Here is a 14275-nt window from a genome sequence, read left to right as displayed (position 1 = left end):
TCCCGGAAGTCCGGGCCTCGCCACGGGCTCCAGCCGGCGGCCCCCGCGCGTGCGGGAGGCCTCTCCGTCCTTGCAGTCCCTGCGCCGCGACCTCGCCCCCGGGTCCGGTTTCACGCTCCGGGCGTCGCCGGAGTTGACAGCCGGCAACTCTGCCCCTTCCGCCGGGCTTTTCCCTCCCTCCGCGAGGAAACTCCGGCGCTTACCCCTAAAACGCGCAGCCTCCCGGTCGTTTCTCTTGCAGCACCAGCCGCTACCCGGAAGGAGACAGGGATGACTTTCGCCGATGCGCGGGCACGCTACCGCCGCACCGAAACCGTGGACTTCCAGGCGGTCGAGGACCCTCATCAGATCGTGCTCGTCACGCTGCGCGAACTGGAGCGGTCGCTGCGCGCGCTGGCCGCGGCGGCCGAGGCGGGCGGATCCTATCCCGACCAGCATCTGAACCGCGCCTTCACCGCGATCTACATCCTGCAGAGCAGCCTCGATTTCGAGAAGGGCGGCGAGATCGCCGACAACCTCTTCCGGGTCTATGAATTCTGCCGCCTTCAGGTGGCTTCGGCCTTCCGGCGCGAGCATGGGCAGCTCACGGACGCCGCCGGCCATATCAGCGCCATCCTCGAGGCCTGGGAACAGATCGGCCCCCGGCCGTGAGACCCGGAGCCCCCGATCCGCGCGCGCTCTGCCTCGGTCTGGCGGCGGCCTCCGCCGCGCTGAGGCGCGCCATGGAGCGGGGGGACGTGGATCTTCTGCTGGCGCGCGAGGCCGATCTGCGGGCGCTCGCCGAGGAGTTGCCCGCCCCGCACGGGTGGGGCGCCCTCAGGGAGGCGACACGCGACGCGCTCTCCGAAGCGCTCGACGCGGTGCGGGCAGCGCAGGGCTGGCTCGACCGGCAGGGCGCGGAGGCCGAGGCCGCGGCGCACCGCACCCAGCGGCTCCGCCACGCCTACGGCAGGGCCGGGGCCTGAGCCGGACCCCGGCAGAGCGCTAGGAAGATCCCTCGGCGCTTGGCCGCAACGGCTCCGCCGCGCCGGTGTGGGTGCGAGGGGTAAGCCGGACACGGCGCAGCACTGAGGGCGCCGAAGAAGATCCCGGGGCGCTCCACAGTGAACGGCTCTGCCGTGCTTACGGCGGGGCCGATGGCGCGAGGGGCGCCGGAAGAGATCCCACGGCGCCCTTTTCCTACGGCTGCAAACGGCCGGCCCTGCCGCCGGAGGAGATCCTCTGACAGTCGCGCCGTCTCCCCGCGAACGCCCTGAACGAGAAGAGCCGGGCCGCGGCCGTCCTGCGGGCGGTCAGGCCCGCCTGAGGCGCAGGGGGGCGAGGAGGGCGTGCAGCGGGCGGCGGGTGCGGCGCGCCTCGCGGCCGTCCTCGTCGAAATGGACCGTCTCGACCATCAGCCCCTCGAGCGGCGCCCCCACGGCCTCGGGGACCGGCGGCGGGCGGCGGAAGGCTGGAGCGGACTGCTGAAGCTCGATGGACATGGGCTTTCTCCCGAAGATGGCGCGGGCCGCCTGCAAGCTCCGTGCCGGGCCGGTCAGTTCACGAGGAAATCGGTGAGAAGCGCCTCGAACACCGGCTCGGGCGCCTCCGGGGTTCCATAGCGCGCATTGACAGCGGCCCGCAGCGCGTTGGGCAGCGCCCGGCGGAAGGCGTCGAGCGAGGGCTGGGCCTCGTCGCAGGCGCGCAGCGCCTCGGCCAGCTCCACCGTCAGGAGGGGCAGGTCGGTCTTCAGCATCGAGGCCATTTCCGCAAGGCCGATCTGGCCGGTCTCCACCGCGAAGCTCGCCTGGATCGTCAGTTGCCGCCGGCCGCCGCGGATGGTGGCATGGATCGGCGCGGGCAGCGGCAGGTAGGTGAGCGGCCCCTCCGGCCGCCGGGGGCCCGCCTCCTCAACCGGGGCGGGCGGCAGGAGAGAGACCGGCGGCCGGTCGAGGAGCCGGGCGAGGCCCGCGCCGAAGAGCCCGAGCGGCAGCGCCAGGCCAAGCGAGAACAGGAGGCGGGAAGAGGCGCGGCTGGTCATGATCCGGCCATCCTACGCCGGAGCGGCCTCGGCCCGCATCCCGCCCGAACGAGAGGGATCCCCTGCGGAAGGCGGGGGCCCTTGGCTAACAATCCCTGCCCGCGCGCCGTTGCAGGCAGGGAGGAGGCCCGCCCGCCGGCGCTTTCCGTTCGCGAAGGGGAGACGGATGAGACTGAACCTGCCGCAGGTGCTCGCGCCGCTGGCCAGGCGGCTGCCCGCCGGGCCGCGGCCGGTGCGCGAGGGCGACGATGCCGACGCCTTCGACCTCGTGCGCACCGAGACGCGGCTGAAGAACCGGGCGCAGGTCGAGCGGTATCTGCCCGACATCCTTGGCCGGGCGCTGGCGCGGATCTGGATCGACCCGATCTTCCGCGACCGGTTCGCCGCCGATCCGGTGGCGACGCTTGCGGCCTATGACGTCTTCCTGCCCGAGACCATCACCATCGCCTTCGAGATCGAGGGCCATGCGCGGCCGCGCCTTGTTGTCTACGAGCAGAAGGGGCCTCTGCGGCCGAAGCAGCGGATGCTCTATCTGCAGCTCGTGATGAAGGCGGGGAAATGAGGGGGGCGGCGCTCCTCTGCCTCGCGCTGAGCGTGGGTGCGGCGACCGCGTCCGAGACCGGGGCCGATCCGTTCGACGCGGCGATCGCCGCCTTCCGCGCGGGCGATGCGGGGCGGGCGGCGGTGCTGTTCAAGACCCTGGCCGAGGCGGGCGAGGCCGAGGCGCAGTTCAACCTCGCGCTTCTCTATGCCGAGGGGGCGGGCCTGCCGCAGAACCCGCGCGAGGCGCTCTACTGGGCGTGGCGGGCGCAGATCGCGGGCATCCCGCGGGCCGAGGCGCTGTCGCAGCGCCTGACGGCCGCGCTGCCCGACGAGGCGCGCGCCGATCTTGCGGAGCGGCTGGAGAGGGTGCTGGCGCCGGGGATCGCCGCGGGCGACGCGCGGGCCATGTTCGGCCTCGCGCGCGTCCTGCTGCAACTGCGGCCCGAGCCGGATGCGAAGCGCGCCTATGAATGGCTCGCCATCGCGGCTGCCCTCGGGCTGCCCGAGGCGCAGGGCGCGCGCGATGCGGCGCTGGCGGAAGTGCCCGAGCCGGACCGGTTCGCGGTGCAGGACGGCGCGCTTGCGGCTTTTGCGGAATGGTGCCGGGCGGCGAGCCACCCGGCCGTGGCCTGCGCCGCCGCAGGCTGACGGCGGCATGGCGCCGGGTCAGTGCCGGCGCAGGCGTGCGATGGCGCGGGCTTCCTCCAGCTCGAGCCCCACTTCGCCTGCGATGGCCTCGGGCTCCGCGCCCTTCCGGGCGAGCTGGATCGCCTGTTCGATCATCCGCTCGCCGGTGAGCCAGTCGATGTCGGACTGCAGGCTGTCGGTCGTCGCGCTGATCCGGTCGAGCACCGAGGCATGGCGCCAGTCCATGTCGTGCAGCCGGTCGGAGATCCTCTGTTCGAGGGCGGCCAGCTGCTCTTCGAGCGCCGGGGGCGCGGCGGGCGCCCCGGCGCGATGCCTGCGCATCAGGACGTAGGCCAGGGCGCCGGCCGCGGCGGCGGGCAGCGCGAGGGATAGGACGAGAAGGGGGCTCATGCCAGGAGATGCTCCGGTGTTCGAGGTCTCAGAGCTTCAGATCGAGATAGTCCGCAAAGAGCGCATCGGTGATGCGTTCGAGGTCGACGGGATATTTCCCTTCGGCGATCGCGTCCTTGATCTTCTGCACCAGTTCGAGATCGACGGGCGGACCCGAGCGCAGCTCCTCCGGCGTGGCCAGGGCGGCGGCACTCAGCTCGACCGTTTCTCCCGACGCCCTGGCGGAGCCCGTGGCGGCCCCCGCAAGGGATCGGTCCACCCGTGTCTGGGTGTCCTTCAGGCGTTCGAGGCGGCTTGGACCGGGTGTGGGGACGACGGATTCGACCATGTGACCCTCCTTCATGCCTCTCGTAACGGCCCAACTTCAGCGCATGTTAGGCCGAACCTCGGCCAAATTGCGCGCGGTGACGGTGGCGCGCAGGGTGGCGCCGCTGGAGAGGTTGCGCACCTCGACGAGATCGCCGAGCGCGCCATCCTCGAGAGCTTCGGCCGGGGCCAGCACCTCGATCGGGCCGGCCGCGACGCGCAGCGCCACGGGGCCGCCGCGGGTCACCAGCCAGTCGGGCTCGAGATGGCGGGGCAGGACCGGCTGGCCCGGGGCGAGCGCGACCTTCAGGCGGCGTCCGATCAGATCGGCGTGCCAGCGCGCGGACTCTGGCCCCGACGCCAGATCCTCGGCCGCGATCACGCTGCCGCGGGCGAGGGGGCGGATGAGCGCGACCCCCGCAAAGGCCGCGTCCGCCGCGTCGGGTGCGCGGGGCGCAGGGGAGGCGGGCGCGGAGGTGCGCAGGGCGCGCTTCCAGGCGGGGGCGTCGCAGCGCAGTTCGGCCGTGCTCCAGCTGCCGTTCAGCGCCTCCACATGGGGCGTGTGGCTGCAGGGCGGCAGGGCGCGCACCGGCACCGGCGGCGCGCCCGGCACGCCCGCGCGTGCCATCGCGGCGGCGACCAGCGCCGCGGTCTCGGCGCCGGAAAGGCCCTGCGCCGCGGCCGGTGCGGCCAGCAGGAGGAGAAGCGGAAGCAGACGCACGCTCACCGGCCGGTCTCCACGAACTGCACGCGGCGGCCGGCGAAGGCGGCGGGCGGGCGCGTGGGATCGAGCGGCCGGAGCCGTGCCGACCCGGACCGGAGCGCCACGATCTCGAGGATCTCGGTCGAGCCGCCGTCCGCGGTGAAGGCGAGGCTGCCCGGCGTGAGGCCGTTGGCCTGTCCCACCGGCACCTCGAGAAGGCCCCCCGCCGCCACGAGCCGCGCCGAGGCGGGCTCGCAGCCCGCGCGGTCGAAGAGCGCGTCGAGCGCCCGGTCGGAGCCTTCGAGCAGCGCCGAAGCCAGCGCCTCGCGCTGCGGCTGGACGAGGACCGAGAGGTCTCCCAGAAGCGAGGGCCGGGGCAGGGGCACGCGGCGGACGAACTGCTGCACCGAGGCCGTGCCGTCGGCGGCCACCAGCTTCAGCTCGAGCGCGAGCTCGAGGCGCGGGCCGGCCACGCGGCGGAGGCGGATGGTGGGCAGGAAGCCGTGGCCGTTGGCGGGCAGGCGCACCGAGCCCTGCGTGAGGCTCTGGTAGTCGAAGGCCTCGCCGCCGCGCCCGAGGCGCGTGGGCCGCCGCTCGGCCACGCGGGAGAGGGAGGCCGCCGGATGGAGGGCCAGCCGCTCGACCAGCCGCTCCGCGATGGTCCGGGCCAGCTCGCCCGACCATGCGGGCGCATGCGGATCGACGGCGAGGGTGGCGGGGTAGGCGGTGACGATCAGCGTGCGCACCGGGCAGAGCGGCCCCGGCCCTTCGCCCACCAGCGCCTCGATCCGCACGCGCCAGGTGGCGCCGCTCAGCGTCTCGGAGAGGATCCGGTGGCGCAGGATCCGGCCCACGCTGCGCACGATGGCCACGTCGGAGGTGACGATGCCGCGGTTGACGGCCGTGTGGCCCGAGACATCCGCCCCGGCCGCAAGGGCCGCGGCGAGCAGCGCGTCGGACACGGCGCGGCGGCGGGCGGCATCGCGGTCTCCGGGGCCCGCGACCATGGCGAAGCCCTCGGCCTCGACCCGGACGGCGGGGCTGTCGGCCGAGGCGGCCAGAGGCGCGAGGAGGAGCGCGAGGAGGAGGAGGAGAAGCCGTCTCACCGCTGCCGTGCCGCCTTCACGATATAGCCCACCGCATCGGCGTCGAGGGCGAGCTCGACCTCGTAGCTGTCGCTGCCCTTCGGCGTGACGCGCACGAGCCGCGCGCCCCGGATGGTGCCCGCGACCGCGCCCGCGATCTGGTCGTCCACCGCCACCGCATCGCGCACTGTGGTGCGCGCATCGAGACGGAGGCCATGCACCTGCTCGGCCAGATCGCGCATCGCCTCGATCTTGGCGGCGCGGATGGCTATCAGGCGGCGCTCGTTCAGCGTGTGACCCGGCTGGCCCGCGACGGCGGCAAATCCGATGCCGGTCACGAGCGGCTTCGGCGTCACCGCGATGAGGCCCGCGCTTCGGCCTGCGCTCCGCCCGTCGAGCCTGTCGTTGGCATCCTTCATCCGCGCAAGCTCGGCCACGCGGGGGCCCGCGTCGGCGGGCAGCGCATCGACCGCGCGCGGCCCCGGCGCGCAGGCTGCGAGCATCGGCAGGACCAGTCCGGCAAGGCGGACGGAGGGCGGACGGACGGGCATGGCGGGCCTCCTCGGGCGCAGGTCTCGGCCAGCGGGGTGCAAGCGCCGTGCCAGAACCGCGGGGTCCTGCCTCGGGGGCGGACAGGGCCGGGCCCGCCGCCGCTGGCACGGCGCTTGCAGCGGGAGGCGCAGCAACGATCCAGCGAGTGAGCCCGATGCCGTCTTCCCCTGCCTCCGAGTTTCACGGATGAGCGCCGTCGCTGCCCGCGATGGCTGGGGCGCGCGGCTCGGCGGCATGACGCTGCCGCTGGGCATCCTCGCCGTGGTCGCGATGATGGTGCTGCCGCTGCCGGTGGCGCTGCTCGACCTCTTCTTCGTGGGCAACATCCTGTTGTCGCTCGTGATCCTGATGGTGGCGCTGCACACCTTCCGGCCGCTCGATTTCTCGAGCTTCCCGAGCATCCTGCTGGTGGCGACGGTGCTGCGGCTGGCGCTGAACGTGGCCTCGACGCGGATCGTGCTGAGCCACGGCCATACGGGCCACGATGCGGCGGGCAAGGTCATCGAGGCCTTCGGCTCGTTCGTGATCGGCGGCAATTTCGTCGTGGGCGCCTTCGTCTTCGCGATCCTCGTCATCATCAACCTCGTCGTCATCACCAAGGGTGCGGGGCGGGTGTCCGAGGTGTCCGCGCGCTTCACGCTCGACGCGATGCCCGGCAAGCAGATGGCCATCGATGCCGACCTGAACGCGGGCCTCCTGAACCCCGACGAGGCACGCGAGCGCCGCGCGGACGTGGCCGCCGAAGCGGATTTCTACGGCGCCATGGACGGGGCCTCGAAATTCGTGAAGGGCGATGCGATGGCGGGGATCCTGATCCTCATCATCAACATCGTGGGCGGCATCATCATCGGCACGCTCCAGCACGGGCTGGGGGTGATGCAGGCGGCCGAGACCTATGTGCTGCTCTCGATCGGCGACGGGCTCGTGGCGCAGATCCCCTCGCTCCTCCTGTCGATCGCGACGGCGATCATCGTCACGCGCGTCTCCTCGACCACGGACATGAGCGTGCTGATCGGCAAGCAGATGGGCATCGGCCGGGCCTGGGTGCCGGTGGCGGCGGTCATGCTGATCCTCGGGCTCACGCCCGGGATGCCCAACCTGCTGTTCCTCTTGGGCGGGGCCGCTGCCGCTGCCATGGCCTGGGTCGCCTTCGCGCGCGAGGGGGCGGGGGCGAAGGGCACGGCTGCGGCCGGGGGGGCGCAGCCCGCGGTTGAGGCGGGGGCGGCACCCGGGCCCGAGGCGATCACCACCGAGGATGTGACCGATTACGCGCCCATCTCGCTTCAGATCGGCTACGGGCTCATCCCGCTTGCGGGCGACAACGGCGGGGCGCTGGTGGCGCGGATCACGGCGATCCGGCGCGACGTGTCGAAGGCGCTCGGCTTCGTGGTGCCGGGCGTGCGCATCCGCGACGATCTGGGCCTCGCGCCGAACCAGTATCGGATCCGGGTGGGGCAGGCGATCCTCGCCGAGGACACGGTCTATCCCGACCGCAAGCTCGCGCTGCCCGGCGGCGCCTCGCGGCGCAAGCTGAACGGGATCGCGGTGCGCGATCCGAGTTTCGGTCTCGAGGCCTCGTGGATCCTGCCGCATCAGGTGGCCGAGGCCGAGGCGGACGATCATGTGGTGGTCGAGCCCGAGTCGGTGATCGCGACCCATCTGAGCCAGATCCTCGTCAAGCACGCGGCGCAGCTGATCGGGCAGGACGACGTGCAGGGGCTGGTGGACAACCTCGCCCGCACAGCGCCCACCCTGGTGCAGTCGGTGGTGCCGAAGCTCGTTCCGCTTCACGTCCTGACGGCGGTGCTCAAGGCGCTGCTGGCCGACCGGATCCCGGTCTCGGACATGCGGCGCATCCTCGAGGGTCTGTCCGATCTGGCCGGGCGGAGCCTGCAGCCTGCCGACATGGCCGAGGCGCTGCGTCCGGCGCTCGTCCCGCTCCTCCTGCAGCAGATGGGCTCGGTCAGCCAGCCGCTGCCGCTGATCACGCTCGAGCCAGATCTCGAGCAGCTCCTGCTGCGCTCGCGCCGGCAGGGCGACGAGATGCTTCTGGTGGACAACGGTCTGGCGCAGTCGCTGCTGACGGCGCTTTCCGAGCGGCTCGAGACCGCCTCGGGACAGGGCAAGCAGGCCGCGGTGATCGTGGCCCAGCCGCTCCGGCGCGCCTTCGCGGCCTTCGTGCGCCCGCATCTGCCCGATGCGGTGGTGATCGGCATGGGCGAGCTGCCCGAGGCCCGCCGCGTCGAGGTGCTGGGCACGGTCGGCGGCGCGCCCGCGCTGCCGCCGGGGGCGGCGAGGTAGACCATGGGCATCCTGACCGTCCGCGCGCCCGACAGCCAGCAGGCCATGGAGGAGGTGCTCCGCCGCCTCGGGCCCGAGGCCTATATCCTCTCCACCCGCCAGCGCGACGGGCTGATCGAGATCCGCGCCGCGCGCGACCTGCCGCCCCCTCCGGTGCGCCCGGCCGAGCCGGAGCCGCCTGAGGCCGATCCCGCGCCGCGGCGGTTGACGCTCACGGGCCTGACCGTCCCACCGCAGGACGAGGCGGCGCCCCTGCGGGCGGTGCCGCGGGCGCAGAGCTTCGGCGAACTGCTCGAGGACCGCAAGCGCCTGACGGGGGCTCCGCTGGTGGCCGAGCGCAGCTGGCTCCCGCCCCGGCCGGGGTCCGAGGCGTCCCACGGGTTCGAGGCGCTGGCCTGCCGGCTTCTTCCGGACGCGCCGCCGCGAATTCCCGCCCGCCTCGTGATCGCGGGGCTGCCGGGGGCGGGCAAGACGCTGCTCGCGCTGCGCTTTGCGGCCCTTGCGATGGAAGAGCGGCCGGGGGTGGAGCCCCTGATCCTCGCCCCGCGCCTCGGGACGGAGGCGGTGGATGCGCGGCTCCGGCACTGGACGCGGCTTCTGGCGCTGCCGCTCGACCGCCCGCCCCTCGCCGATCTCGATCTGGCGCTGGCCGAGGAGCCCGATCCGCTGCGGCCGGAGATCGTGGATCTTTCCTGCCGTCCCGATGCCGGGCCCGAGCTCCTCGGGGCGCTGATGGAGGCGGGGGCGGAGGTGGTGCTCGCGCTGCCCGCGGGCCTTGCGCCGCGCGCGCTCGCGCGGTGGGCGGTGGCGCCGGCCGGCACGCGCGTCTGCCTCACGCGCACCGATCTCTGGACGCCGGAGGAGGCAGAGCTTGCGGCGCTGGCCGGGACGGGCCTCCGCCTCGGCTGGGAGAGCGGCGGGGCGGGGGTGGTGGACGCGCTGCGGCGCATGGATCGCGACCGGCTGGGCCTCTGGGCCGGGGAATGGGCGCGCCCGCAAGAGGAGGAAGAGCCATGATCCATGCACGCGGATATGCCGAGCAGACCCAGACGCCCGAGCGGCTGGTGCGCGCCCACATGGACCTCGTGCGGCGCATCGCCTGGAACCTGCACGCGCGGATCGGCCGCAAGGTCGAGATCGACGACCTGATCCAGGTGGGCTACATGGGCCTCGTGGATGCAAGCCGCCGCTACGAGCCGCGCGAGGGCGTGAGCTTCGCCGCCTATGCCGCCATCCGCATCCGCGGCTCGATCATGGATTTCCTGCGCTCGAACTCGGCGCTGTGCCGTACGACGATCCTCATGCAGCAGAAGGTCAAGGCCGCGGTCCAGCGTCTCGAGGGCCGGCTCATGCGCGCGCCCGAGACGCCGGAGGTGGCGGCCGAGCTGTCGATGCCGGTGGGCGAATATCAGGACTGGCTCGCGCAGTTCGCAGGCAGCCAGACCGCCTCGCTGGACGAGGTCTACGACGACCAGTCCGCGCTGTTCGAAGGCCACGATCCCTCGGCCGAGGATCGTCTGCAGGCCAGCCAGATGCGCGGGCTCCTGCGGCAGGCCCTGGGCAGGATGCCGGAACGCGAGGCCCTGCTGCTGCAGCTCATCTTCGTCGAGGAGTTGAACGTTTATGAGGTGGGCGAGATCCTCGGCGTCACGACCGGCCGGGTGTCGCAGATCAAGAAGGCCGCCATCGAGCGGCTGCGGGGCCTGATCGACGCCCTGCAGGGCGAGGTCTGAAGGTCCGCGCCTGCCATCCGAGCATCGCGGGCGCGCGGGACACCCGCGGCTGCCGCCTCCACAGGCGCGAGGACGGACGGAGGGGCGTGCCCCTGCCATTCACGCTTCGCGAATGGCAGGGTGTCCCGAAGCGGGTCAGACCGGCTCGACCAGCGCCCCTGCGGCGAGCCGTTTCGCCCAGGCATGGACATCCTCGCCGATCCGCTCGCGCAGGTCGCGCACCTGCGCCACCAGTGCGGCCGCCGCGCGTTCGCGGAAGCCCGCCGCATGGGCGAGGGCCGGGGCGGGCACCGTCTGCCACTCGGCCTCGCCGTCCAGCCGCAGCAGAAGCGCTGCTCCCGCCTCGCGCACTTCCCAGCCGATCCCGTAGAGGTCGAAGCCGTTGCCGCCCGCCGGATCCTCCTCCTCGCGGCGCCGGATCATGTGCATCCGCACATAATCCTCGAGCGCGTTCCGCGTGCGCTGCAGGATCTCGGCCGCGATCTCGGACCAGCCGGCCGCCAGGTCGGCGTCGAGCCCGCACCAGTCGGCGGTGGGCTCGGTGCGGAAGGCCAGCGCGTCGCTGGCGGGCCAGCCCGCGATCTCGTAGACCGCGCCGCCGATCTTCAGACGCGCGAAGGGGGCGGGGCCTGCGGCGGGCTCTTCGGGCTGCGGCTCGGGCAGCATCGGCTGGGGCTGGCTCTCCGTCTCGCAGGCCAGCACCGCCTGCCCCTCGGGGGTCAGGACGGGATGACCGTGATCCAGCTCGATCAGGCCCGCGATCTGCAGGCTCGTGCGCTCGGCGAGGGTGGGCGCCTGGCCCGCCGCCAGCCGCAGGATGCCCGTGAGCGCGTGCGAGGCCGGCCGCCCGTCATATTCGCCGAGCGCGTCGATGAGGGCGAGCATCCGCTGCGCCACGGCCCGGGGCAGCGCCGTCTCGGCGAAGGTAGGGGCAGGGGCGATTCTCTCGGTCACGGGGTCCTCCGTCTTGGCTGCTCAGCACGGTAACGGACGATCCTCGACGCGGTTTAGGCCGGCCTGCAGCCTGCCGCGGCTCCGGACGCAAAAAAGCCGGCGGCGGCTGAGGGCCGTTAAGGCCTTGGAAGGGGTCTCCATACTTATTGTCGTAACAGAGCATCCGCCTGTCGCCGAGCCCGGGCGGCCGCTTGCCCTAATATCGGTGGAGGTCGCGACAGACGGCCGCCGCCCCCAAGTGAGAGACCAGCATGAGCGACAGCCTTGCCTTCAGCGCCCCCTATCCCGTTCTGGCGGCCACCGCGCCGCCCGAAGCCGACGAGATCCCCGAGCCAGAGAACCGACTGCCCTCGGGATGGTGGCTGCTTCCCTCGGTGCTGTGCGGCGGCGCCTTCTGGGTGGCGATCGGCATGCTGATCTTCTGACGCGGACTTCCTCGGTTCGATTCGATTTCATTCTTAGGTGCCTCGGATGACGGAGATGCAAAGCCTGCGCCATCGTCTGATCAGGCAACCCGGTCCGGTGTCCGGCGAGTGCTGGATCGCCTTCTTCGATGGCGTGGCCCATCCGGTTCTCATCAAGAACGCGCAAGGTCAGGTCATCTTCGCCAATCGCGCGGCCTGCGACCTGCTCGGTCGGGATCGCAGCGGTCTCGCCGGCGGTGCCGAGCATGAGCTGGTGGCGGGCACGCAGGCCGAGCAGATCGCCTCCTTCGATGCCGAGGCCATGCGCCGGGGCTCGGTCTCGGCCGAGCAGGAGATGCCGGGTCCGCGTGGCGTCCGCCGCTTCCTCGTCTCCCGCCGCCCGGCGGGCGAGCATCTGGTGGTGACCTTCTTCGAGATCACCGATCTGCGCGAGACCGAAGGCGTTCTGCGCCAGCGCGAGGCACATCTGCGCAATCTGCTCGAGCTGCATCCGGTGGCGCCCTTCAGCTTCACCGCCGACGGGGTGCTCTCGGATCTCTCCGACCGGCTGGTCGCGATCACCGGGCTGCCTGCGGGCACGCGGCATGTCGATGCCTGGTGGGCCGCGATGCATCCCTGCGACCGGCGCGACCTGCGACGGGCCTGGATCCGCTCCGTCCGGGGGGGGCAGTCCTTCGATGCCGAGCACCGGCTGCAGATGCCGGACGGTGCCTACCGCTGGTTCCGGGCGCGCATCGTGGCCCGGCCGAGGGATCAGGATCAGCGGGTGGACCGCTGGTTCGGCATCATCGAGGATGTGCACGAAAGGCGCACCACCGTCGAGCAGCTGCGCGAGAGCGAAGCGCGCTTCCGCGCCTTCGCCGACGATGCGCCGGTGATGATCTGGGTGACGGACACCGAGGGGCGGAACGTCTTCGTCAGCCGCAGCTGGCTCGGTGCCACCGGCCAGTCGCTGGACGAGGCTCTGGGGACGGGCTGGATCGATGCCGTTCATCCCGATGACCGCGATGCCACGGCGGCGATCACGCGGGAGGCGATGCGCCGGCGCATCGCCTACACGAACGAGTTCCGTATCCGACGGAAGGATGGCGGGTGGTGCTGGGTCATCGACGTGGGTCACCCCCGCCTCCTCGCCGACGGCACCTTCATCGGCTATATCGGCTGCTGCGTCGACATCAGCGCCCGCCGTCAGGCCGAGGATGACCGGGTGATGGCGCAGCTCCAGGTCTTTCACATGGCGCGCCACGACATGCTGACGGGCCTGCCCAACCGGCATTATTTCGGCGACTGCTATCAGGAGGCGGTGGCGAGCCTCGCGCCGGAGCGGTCGGTTGCCGTGCTGATGCTCGATCTCGACGGGTTCAAGACGGTGAACGACACCCGCGGCCACCCGGTGGGCGATCAGGTGCTGTGCGAAGTCGCCAACCGGCTGCGCACCTCGGTGCGCAGCACCGACACGGTGGCGCGGCTGGGCGGGGACGAGTTTGCCGTGATCCAGACGCCGATCCGCTCCGAGCAGGAGGCCTGCGATCTGGCCCGCCGCCTGATCGCGGCCATCTCGAAGCCCTTCGATCTCGAGGGTGCGGTGCCCGAAGTGGGCGCCAGCGTGGGCATCGCCTTTGCCCGCGGGCACGGCGACAGCGCCGAGGAGATCATGCGCTACGCCGATGTGGCGCTCTATGCGGCCAAGCAGGCGGGACGCGGCACCTTCCGTGTCTTCGACGAGGCGACCGACACCCATCTTCAGAGCCGGCAGAAGATGAAGGCGGCGCTCCGGGCTGCGCTGGGTCTGGGCGAACTCTCGGTCTTCTACCAGCCGCTGATCGGGTTGCGCGACGGGCAGGTCACGGCCTGCGAGGCGCTGATGCGCTGGCATCGCAAGGGGGCGGGCTGGATCACGCCCGACCAGTTCATCCCGCTTGCGGAAGAGGCGGGGCTCATCGGCGACATGGGCGACTGGGTGCTGCACGAGGCCTGCGCTCAGGCCGCCCGATGGCCGGACAGCGTGTCGGTGGCGGTCAACCTGTCGCCGCTCCAGTTCCATGGCGGGGCGCTGGTCGATCAGGTGGCCTCGGCGCTGCGCGCCTCGGGCCTGCCGCCCGAGCGGCTCCAGCTCGAGATCACCGAATCCGTGTTGCTCGACCCCACCGACCGGAACATCGGCGTGCTGCAGGATCTCCGGGCGCTGGGGGCGAAGATCGTGATGGACGATTTCGGCACCGGCTACTCGTCGCTGGGCTATCTGCGCAGCTTCCCCTTCGACAAGATCAAGGTGGATCGCTCCTTCATCCGCGACCTTCCCGACGCGCGCGAGGCGCTGGCCATCCTGAAGGCGGTGGCCGGGCTCGGACGCAGCCTCGACATGCGCACCACCGTCGAGGGGGTGGAGACGCAGGCGCAGCTCGATTGCGCCATCGCCGAGGGGGTGGACGAGGCGCAGGGCTATTTCTTCTCGCGCCCGCTGCCTGCCCCCGGGATCGCAAGCTTCATCTCCGGCTGCCTGCCCAAGCGCAGGATACAGCCGGCGACGGGGGACGCCGCGACCTGACGGGGACGGGCATCCCGGCTGCCGGCTCCTGTGGAAGACCCGGGCGGGACCGGGCCTGCCCTGATCC

Annotated in this window: 17 protein-coding genes; 9 read left to right on the top strand and 8 right to left on the bottom strand. The window is 72.4% G+C overall.

Features of this window, described 5'->3' with window-relative positions; all coding sequences use genetic code 11:
• The first annotated feature begins 270 nt into the window (after positions 1-270).
• Positions 271-651: a flagellar export chaperone FliS gene (locus RSP_RS08435; protein WP_011337948.1), complete on the top strand. Its 381-nt coding sequence runs from the start codon at positions 271-273 to the stop codon at positions 649-651.
• Entirely contained in the window at positions 648-965 is a 318-nt protein-coding gene (locus RSP_RS08430) for a hypothetical protein (RefSeq protein ID WP_011337947.1), read from the top strand. Before RSP_RS08435 ends, RSP_RS08430 begins: the two co-directional genes overlap by 4 nt.
• 327 nt (positions 966-1292) lie before the next feature.
• On the opposite strand, the gene RSP_RS08425 is transcribed toward RSP_RS08430, so the two are convergent.
• Complete coding sequence (locus RSP_RS08425; RefSeq protein ID WP_011337946.1) at positions 1293-1481, bottom strand: hypothetical protein; 189 nt, start codon at positions 1479-1481, stop codon at positions 1293-1295.
• 53 nt (positions 1482-1534) lie between these two features.
• Positions 1535-2020: a hypothetical protein gene (locus RSP_RS08420; protein ID WP_011337945.1), complete on the bottom strand. Its 486-nt coding sequence runs from the start codon at positions 2018-2020 to the stop codon at positions 1535-1537.
• Positions 2021-2186: 166 nt separating this feature from the next.
• Between RSP_RS08420 and RSP_RS08415 the strand changes: the two genes are divergently transcribed.
• Together RSP_RS08415 and RSP_RS08410 are read left to right on the top strand one after the other, a co-directional pair.
• Complete coding sequence (locus RSP_RS08415; RefSeq protein ID WP_002720184.1) at positions 2187-2582, top strand: hypothetical protein; 396 nt, start codon at positions 2187-2189, stop codon at positions 2580-2582.
• Entirely contained in the window at positions 2579-3211 is a 633-nt protein-coding gene (locus tag RSP_RS08410) for an SEL1-like repeat protein (protein WP_002720183.1), read from the top strand. Before RSP_RS08415 ends, RSP_RS08410 begins: the two co-directional genes overlap by 4 nt.
• Positions 3212-3229: 18 nt before the next feature.
• Here RSP_RS08410 and RSP_RS08405 read toward each other — a convergent pair whose 3' ends face one another.
• Genes RSP_RS08405 through flgP form a run of 5 tightly spaced genes read right to left on the bottom strand, consistent with a single transcriptional unit; the run spans position 3230 to position 6246 of the window.
• Positions 3230-3601 carry a hypothetical protein gene (locus tag RSP_RS08405; protein WP_002720182.1) on the bottom strand — a complete coding sequence of 124 codons (372 nt, stop codon included), beginning with the start codon at positions 3599-3601 and terminating at the stop codon, positions 3230-3232.
• A gap of 28 nt (positions 3602-3629) precedes the next feature.
• Positions 3630-3929: a flagellar biosynthesis anti-sigma factor FlgM gene (gene flgM / locus RSP_RS08400; protein ID WP_002720181.1), complete on the bottom strand. Its 300-nt coding sequence runs from the start codon at positions 3927-3929 to the stop codon at positions 3630-3632.
• A 36-nt stretch (positions 3930-3965) separates the two neighbouring features.
• The gene (gene flgA, locus RSP_RS08395) at positions 3966-4634 is read right to left on the bottom strand and encodes a flagellar basal body P-ring formation chaperone FlgA (RefSeq protein WP_011337942.1); all 669 of its coding nucleotides are present in this window, start codon (positions 4632-4634) and stop codon (positions 3966-3968) included.
• Positions 4631-5716, bottom strand: coding sequence for a flagellar assembly protein T N-terminal domain-containing protein (locus RSP_RS08390; RefSeq protein WP_011337941.1), 1086 nt, complete (start codon positions 5714-5716; stop codon positions 4631-4633). The genes flgA and RSP_RS08390 overlap by 4 nt, the downstream gene beginning before the upstream one ends.
• Complete coding sequence (gene flgP, locus RSP_RS08385) at positions 5713-6246, bottom strand: flagellar assembly lipoprotein FlgP (protein WP_017140233.1); 534 nt, start codon at positions 6244-6246, stop codon at positions 5713-5715. Before flgP ends, RSP_RS08390 begins: the two co-directional genes overlap by 4 nt.
• A gap of 187 nt (positions 6247-6433) precedes the next feature.
• Between flgP and flhA the strand changes: the two genes are divergently transcribed.
• From flhA to RSP_RS08370, 3 genes are read left to right on the top strand one after another with little or no spacing between them, the layout of a single operon-like run.
• Positions 6434-8548 carry a flagellar biosynthesis protein FlhA gene (flhA, locus tag RSP_RS08380; RefSeq protein ID WP_011337939.1) on the top strand — a complete coding sequence of 705 codons (2115 nt, stop codon included), beginning with the start codon at positions 6434-6436 and terminating at the stop codon, positions 8546-8548.
• A 3-nt stretch (positions 8549-8551) separates the two neighbouring features.
• Positions 8552-9565 (top strand): hypothetical protein, encoded by a 1014-nt coding sequence (locus tag RSP_RS08375; RefSeq protein ID WP_011337938.1) that lies wholly within the window; start codon positions 8552-8554, stop codon positions 9563-9565.
• Positions 9562-10281 (top strand): sigma-70 family RNA polymerase sigma factor, encoded by a 720-nt coding sequence (locus tag RSP_RS08370; RefSeq protein ID WP_002720175.1) that lies wholly within the window; start codon positions 9562-9564, stop codon positions 10279-10281. Before RSP_RS08375 ends, RSP_RS08370 begins: the two co-directional genes overlap by 4 nt.
• Positions 10282-10416: 135 nt before the next feature.
• On the opposite strand, the gene RSP_RS08365 is transcribed toward RSP_RS08370, so the two are convergent.
• On the bottom strand, positions 10417-11235 hold the full coding sequence (locus RSP_RS08365) for a hypothetical protein (protein WP_002720174.1): 819 nt from the start codon (positions 11233-11235) through the stop codon (positions 10417-10419).
• Between the two features lie 251 nt (positions 11236-11486).
• Here RSP_RS08365 and RSP_RS22225 point away from each other — a divergent pair, with 251 nt between their 5' ends.
• Positions 11487-11660 carry a hypothetical protein gene (locus RSP_RS22225; protein ID WP_002720173.1) on the top strand — a complete coding sequence of 58 codons (174 nt, stop codon included), beginning with the start codon at positions 11487-11489 and terminating at the stop codon, positions 11658-11660.
• 46 nt (positions 11661-11706) lie between these two features.
• A complete protein-coding gene (locus RSP_RS08360; protein ID WP_011337937.1) occupies positions 11707-14208 on the top strand; it encodes a sensor domain-containing protein in 2502 nt (833 codons plus the stop codon).
• Positions 14209-14275 lie beyond the last annotated feature (67 nt).

It is taken from the genome of Cereibacter sphaeroides 2.4.1 (assembly GCF_000012905.2).
In the GTDB taxonomy this organism is placed as follows: domain Bacteria; phylum Pseudomonadota; class Alphaproteobacteria; order Rhodobacterales; family Rhodobacteraceae; genus Cereibacter_A; species Cereibacter_A sphaeroides.
This window is presented reverse-complemented; position numbering and strand designations above follow the sequence as displayed.

Bases quoted from the DNA above. Each gene is read 5' to 3' on its own strand.
- flgP (WP_017140233.1), bottom strand. From the start codon at position 6,246: ATGCCCGTCCGTCCGCCCTCCGTCCGCCTTGCCGGACTGGTCCTGCCG.
- RSP_RS08435 (WP_011337948.1), top strand. From the start codon at position 271: ATGACTTTCGCCGATGCGCGGGCACGCTACCGCCGCACCGAAACCGTG.
- RSP_RS08375 (WP_011337938.1), top strand. From the start codon at position 8,552: ATGGGCATCCTGACCGTCCGCGCGCCCGACAGCCAGCAGGCCATGGAG.
- RSP_RS08405 (WP_002720182.1), bottom strand. From the start codon at position 3,601: ATGAGCCCCCTTCTCGTCCTATCCCTCGCGCTGCCCGCCGCCGCGGCC.
- RSP_RS22225 (WP_002720173.1), top strand. From the start codon at position 11,487: ATGAGCGACAGCCTTGCCTTCAGCGCCCCCTATCCCGTTCTGGCGGCC.
- RSP_RS08420 (WP_011337945.1), bottom strand. From the start codon at position 2,020: ATGACCAGCCGCGCCTCTTCCCGCCTCCTGTTCTCGCTTGGCCTGGCG.
- RSP_RS08360 (WP_011337937.1), top strand. From the start codon at position 11,707: ATGACGGAGATGCAAAGCCTGCGCCATCGTCTGATCAGGCAACCCGGT.
- RSP_RS08410 (WP_002720183.1), top strand. From the start codon at position 2,579: ATGAGGGGGGCGGCGCTCCTCTGCCTCGCGCTGAGCGTGGGTGCGGCG.
- RSP_RS08415 (WP_002720184.1), top strand. From the start codon at position 2,187: ATGAGACTGAACCTGCCGCAGGTGCTCGCGCCGCTGGCCAGGCGGCTG.
- RSP_RS08425 (WP_011337946.1), bottom strand. From the start codon at position 1,481: ATGTCCATCGAGCTTCAGCAGTCCGCTCCAGCCTTCCGCCGCCCGCCG.
- RSP_RS08370 (WP_002720175.1), top strand. From the start codon at position 9,562: ATGATCCATGCACGCGGATATGCCGAGCAGACCCAGACGCCCGAGCGG.
- flgM (WP_002720181.1), bottom strand. From the start codon at position 3,929: ATGGTCGAATCCGTCGTCCCCACACCCGGTCCAAGCCGCCTCGAACGC.
- flhA (WP_011337939.1), top strand. From the start codon at position 6,434: ATGAGCGCCGTCGCTGCCCGCGATGGCTGGGGCGCGCGGCTCGGCGGC.